At 69.4% G+C, this 5,066-nt stretch carries 6 protein-coding genes; 3 read left to right on the forward strand and 3 right to left on the reverse strand.

Annotation, left to right across the window (positions count from 1 at the left end; genetic code table 11):
- Together H3O04_RS33810 and H3O04_RS33815 are read right to left on the reverse strand one after the other, a co-directional pair.
- The coding region (locus H3O04_RS33810; protein ID WP_237666525.1) for an SDR family oxidoreductase at window positions 1-414 on the reverse strand (414 nt) is incomplete at its 3' end.
- A gap of 51 nt (window positions 415-465) precedes the next feature.
- Window positions 466-2,418, reverse strand: a complete 1,953-nt coding sequence (locus H3O04_RS33815) for a lytic transglycosylase domain-containing protein (protein WP_034174350.1) — start codon at window positions 2,416-2,418, stop codon at window positions 466-468.
- 8 nt (window positions 2,419-2,426) lie between these two features.
- Between H3O04_RS33815 and H3O04_RS33820 the strand changes: the two genes are divergently transcribed.
- Window positions 2,427-3,035: a 5-formyltetrahydrofolate cyclo-ligase gene (locus H3O04_RS33820; protein WP_202589346.1), complete on the forward strand. Its 609-nt coding sequence runs from the start codon at window positions 2,427-2,429 to the stop codon at window positions 3,033-3,035.
- 73 nt (window positions 3,036-3,108) lie between these two features.
- Here the strand turns inward: H3O04_RS33820 and H3O04_RS33825 are convergent, their stop codons facing one another.
- Complete coding sequence (locus H3O04_RS33825; protein ID WP_006483173.1) at window positions 3,109-3,621, reverse strand: winged helix DNA-binding protein; 513 nt, start codon at window positions 3,619-3,621, stop codon at window positions 3,109-3,111.
- A gap of 149 nt (window positions 3,622-3,770) precedes the next feature.
- Here H3O04_RS33825 and pxpB point away from each other — a divergent pair, with 149 nt between their 5' ends.
- Both pxpB and H3O04_RS33835 read left to right on the forward strand, forming a co-directional pair.
- Complete coding sequence (gene pxpB / locus H3O04_RS33830) at window positions 3,771-4,427, forward strand: 5-oxoprolinase subunit PxpB (protein ID WP_006477548.1); 657 nt, start codon at window positions 3,771-3,773, stop codon at window positions 4,425-4,427.
- The coding region (locus H3O04_RS33835) for a biotin-dependent carboxyltransferase family protein (protein ID WP_202589347.1) at window positions 4,424-5,066 on the forward strand (643 nt) is incomplete at its 3' end. The genes pxpB and H3O04_RS33835, both read left to right, overlap by 4 nt.

The raw sequence follows: 5,066 nt of genomic DNA on the forward strand, positions 1-5,066 counted from the left end.
GGTCGGCGTGCGGCGCCTGCTGCACATGAGCGCGCTCGGCGCCGATTCGCACGGCGCGAGCATGTACCAGCGCTCGAAGGGCGACGGCGAAGCCGCGCTGCAGGCGGTCGCCAGCGCGGCCGGCAGCGCGACGTGCGCGCGCTCGAAGCCCGGCCCGTACGGCGTGCCGCGGCCGCCGTGCAGCACGCCGATCAGGTTGATCGCCGCGTGCGCGCCGGCGACGAAGCGCGCCAGCGTGCGCGTATCGAGCGCGTCGAGCTCGACGATGTCGACCGGCAGCATCTGCAGGTGGCGCGCGTGGTCGCGCCGCCGCGTACCGATCCGCACGTGCTTGCCGGCATCGATCAGCGCATTGACGAGCCGGCTGCCGATGAAGCCGGTGCCGCCCAGCAGCGCGACGGTCTGGCGATCCATTGTTCGAGTCCTAAAAAGAACACTGCCGCGTCTCGCGCGGCAGTTCGTGTATCAGGGCGAGATCATGCCTAGACGTTTCTTCAACGACTGCGGTTTGCCCTCGAAGAGCGCCGCGTAGTAGACGGTATTCGACAGCACGTTCTTCACGTAGTCGCGCGTCTCGTTGAACGGAATCGTCTCCGCGAAGATCGCGCCTTCGACCGGCTGCGTCAACACCTGGCGCCACTGACGCGGCCGGCCCGGGCCCGCGTTGTAGCCGGCGGTGGCGAGCACCGGCGAGCTGTCGAAGTTGTTGTAGATGTCCGCCAGATACCAGGTGCCGAGCTGGATGTTGGTGTCGATGTCGTGCATCTGCGCACGCGAGATCGTGCCCATGCCGAGCTTCTTCGCGACCATCTGGGCCGTCGCCGGCATCAGCTGCATCAGGCCGCCCGCACCCACCGACGAACGCGCGCTGATGATGAAGCGCGATTCCTGGCGGATCAGCCCGTACGCCCATTCGACGTCGAGGCCCGTCGATTGCGCATAGCGCTCGACGGTCGTGCGGTACGGCGACGGATAGCGCAGCGTGAAGTCGTGCTCGGCCTTCGTGCGGTCGGCCGTGTTGACCGTGCGGTCGAGCAGCTCGACGCGCTTGCCGTATTCGGCGGCCGCGAGCAGCTGGCGATCGGTCATCCCGCGCAGCGGCCAGTTCCATTCGCGATTGCCTTCGAGGCGCAGGTTCAGCGCATAGAAACGCTGCGCGAGCGCGAAGCCCGGGATCTTGCCCATCGCGTCGATCTCGGCGTCGCTCACCTTCGTGCGCGGCGGGATCGTCGTGCGCTGGCCGAGCTCTTCGCCGGCCAACTGCCCGTAGAAGTTGAACTGGCCCGCGACCTGCTCGAATTCCTGGTTCGCCTGCAGCGTGTCGCCGCTCTGCTTGAGCGCACGCGCGTGCCAGTAGATCCACGCCGGATCGTTGCGCAGCGACGGCGGCATCTGCTCGATCGACCAGCGCACCATCGGCCAGTTGCCGGCGAGCAGCGCGGCGCGCGTGCGCCATTCGTAGCCCGGGTTCGACAGCGGCGCGTTCGCCGATTTCGCGTACCAGACCGACGCCATCGGCGAGCGCTTGATCGCGCCCTGGTAGCCGATCGCGCCCCACGCGATCGCCTGTTCCTGCTTGGTCAGCGAAGGCGCGACCGTCGTCAGCATCCCGGCGGCCGCGTCCGGATCGTTGCGCGCCATGCGGCCGAGCGCGATCAGCGCGAGCTGATGCGACGCGGCGTCAGGCCCGACGCCGCGCGCGAGATACAGCGGCGGCGCACTCGTCGCCTGGTCGAAACCGACCGGGCGCGGGCCGAGCGCGTCGACAATCTTGCCGCCGAGCGTCGTGTAGTTCTGCTCGTACGCGAGGCGCGCCTGCTGCCACACGTCGTCGCTCGTGAACTGCTGATTGACGGTGAGCGCGGTGATCAGGTCGACGCACGCATCGCCGTAGTTCTTCGGCTCGACGAGCAGCGCGCGCGCCGCATCGGCGACGTTCTCGTTGCGCGCGGCGCGCGATTCGAGCGCATAGCACTTGACCTGCGTATCGTCGTCGAGCACGAAGCGCTTGTACTGGTCGTCGAAATTGCGCCAGTCGTGGCGCGCGCCGAGCACGAGCAGGTAGTCGTTGCGCAGGCGATCGGCGATCGCCTGACCATCGTAGCGCTGCAGGAACGACTGCACGGGCGCGTCCGGCGCATCGACGCGCGCGCGGCCCGTCGAATCGAACAACTGCGGCTTGATCTGGAAATACTCGACGTAGGACGGCACCGGATAGTTCGGGATCATCGACGCGAGCTGCGCGGCCTTCGCGGCGTCGTTGCGGCGTGCGGCTTCGCGAAGCTGCACGAAGATCTGGTCATCCCCGGCGAGCGTGTCGTCGTTCGGCGCGGCACATGCGGCCGTGCCCGCGACGAGCGCGGCGGCGGAAAGCGCCAGCGCGACCGCGCGATATACTCGAAAAAGGCTGTTCGACATCGTTTTGAATGGAGCACGAAGTGAGCGAAAGCATAGCACGCAACCCTGTGCCGAACCCGAAGGTTGCGCTGCGCAAAACGCTGTCCGGCGCCCGTCGCGACGCCGCGTCGCAACCCGCCGCGAACGCCGCGCTCGACGCGCGGCTGCGCACGTTGCTCGACCGTCTGGCGCCGCGCACGGTCGGGTTCTACTGGCCGCTGCCGGGCGAATTCGATGCGCGCGACGCGGTGCTCGCATGGTGCGCGGCGGGCGCCGGCCGGTGCGCCGCGCTGCCGGTGATCGGCGAACGTCACACGCCGCTCGCCTTCCACGCATGGGATGCGCACACGCCGATGCGCGAAGGTCATCACCGGATTCCCGAACCGGCGTCGGGAATCGTCGCCGTGCCCGATCTTTTGCTGATTCCCTGTGTAGGATTCGATGCGCAGCGCTACCGGCTCGGCTACGGCGGCGGCTACTACGACCGCACGCTCGCCGCCTGGCCGGGCGACACGCTGCCCGTGACGGTCGGCATCGCGTACGAAGCGTGCCGCGTCGATGCGCTGCCGGCCGAAGCGCACGATCTCGCGTTGCGCTGGATCGTCACCGACGCCGCACTTTACCCGGCCGCCGAATGATGGCGCGCGCGGCGCCGCGATCGTCGCGGCTTGCCGCGAGCGTGTCGCGGCGACCGACCGTTTCCGCGATCGTTTACAGTGACGCCGCCGCCCGCGCGGCCGTGTCGTAGAGGCCCGATGCGTGGCGCAGCAACTGCGCCGCGTCGCCGATCTGCTCGTTGGTGAGGCCGCTGTCCTTCAGCGTCTCGATCAGGCAATGCTCGCGGACCTCGCGGTACTTCAGGCACAGGTCGCGGCCCGCGTCGGTCGCGAAGAAGAACACTTCCTTGCCGTTCTTCTCGCTCTTCACATAGCCGCGGGCGATCAGTTTTTTCAGCGCATAGGTCGCGACGTGCGTATCCTCGATATTGAGCACGAAGCAGATGTCGGCGAGTTTCTTCTTGCGTTCGCGATGGCTGACGTGATGCAGCAGCGAGACCTCGACCGCCGTCATGTCCTTCGCGCCCGCCGCCGACATGCAGCGCACCATCCAGCGGTTGAACGCGTTGCCGGCCATGATGAGCCCGTATTCGAGCTCCGACAGCTCCGCGCTCGAATCGGAAACGAGGTGTTCGGATGACACGATCTTGGTCGCAGGACGCTTCATGGAAAGGCGGCGCAAGCCGGATGACAGGATGTGCCCGAGTGTACGCCAGAAGCCCCGGCCTACGAGCTAGGCGAAAACGCTTATTGAGAAGTTGTCGATATTTTATTGACAATGTGCGCTAACATTGCCGTCCGAACCGTGCCAGTCCGATGACGCAACCCCGCATTTATCCGCTCGGCGATGCCGCCCTCGTCTGCGAGGTGCCGCCGCCCGCCACGCTCGATTGCCAGCGCCGCGTCTGGGCCGTGGCCGAGGCCGCGCGCGCGTGGCCCGACGTGATCGACGTCGTCCCCGGCATGAACAACCTGACCATCGTGTTCGACGCGCTCGCCGCGACGGCCGACTCGCTCACGCCCGCGCTGCGCGACGCGTGGGAGACGGCCGACGTCGAGCACGCGGACGGCCGCGAGGTCGAGATCCCGGTCGAGTACGGCGGTGCCGCCGGCCCCGACCTGGCGGCCGTCGCTGCCCACACGGGGCTGTCGGCCGACGAGGTCGTCGCACGCCACGCAGCCGGCGCCTACGTCGTGTTCTTCGTCGGGTTCCAGCCGGGCTTCGCGTATCTGGGCGGCCTTGACGCCGCGCTGCACATGCCGCGCCGCGCGGCGCCGCGCCTCGAGGTGCCGGCCGGCTCGGTCGGCATCGGCGGCGCGCAGACGGGTATCTACCCGGCCACGTCGCCCGGCGGCTGGCAACTGATCGGCCGCACGTCGCAGGTGCTGTTCGACCCGGCGCGGCCGCAGCCGACGCTGCTGCTGCCCGGCGACCGCGTGCGCTTCACCATTGCGGGAGTCGATGCACGATGACCCAGAGCAACGCACCGGGCACCATCGAGGTCGTGCGGGCCGGCCCGCTGTCGACCGTGCAGGATCTCGGCCGCCGCGGCACGCGCCATCTCGGCGTCGCGCAGGGCGGCGCGCTCGACGGCCTCGCGCTCGAAGTCGGCAACCGGCTGGTCGGCAACCGCCCCGACGCGGCGGCCGTCGAAATCACGATCGGCCCCGCCACGTTCCGCTTCACGCGCGCCACGCGCATCGCGATCACCGGCACCGAGTTCGGCGCGACGCTCGACGGCAAGCCCGTGCATTCGTGGTGGAGCCTGCCGGTCGACGCCGGGCAGACGCTCGTGCTGCCGGCCGCGAAACGCGGCATGCGCGGCTACCTGTGCATCGCGGGCGGCATCGATGTGCTGCCGATGCTCGGCTCGCGCAGCACCGATCTCGCGTCGCGCTTCGGCGGCCTCGGCGGCCGCACGCTGCGCGACGGCGACCGGCTCCCGGTCGGCGTGCCGCCGGCCGGCGCGGGCTGCCTTTCGGCCGATGCGCCGGAATTCGGCGTGAAGGCGCCGGCGTGGTGCGCGTTCGTGCGCGTCGACGAGCCGCCGCGCCGTCACCGCCCCGTGCATGCGCCGTGGGCGATGCCCGTGCGCGTGCTGCCGGGCCCCG

Origin of the sequence: Burkholderia sp. KCJ3K979 (genome assembly GCF_016759955.1) — a bacterium.
Lineage (GTDB): Bacteria > Pseudomonadota > Gammaproteobacteria > Burkholderiales > Burkholderiaceae > Burkholderia > Burkholderia orbicola.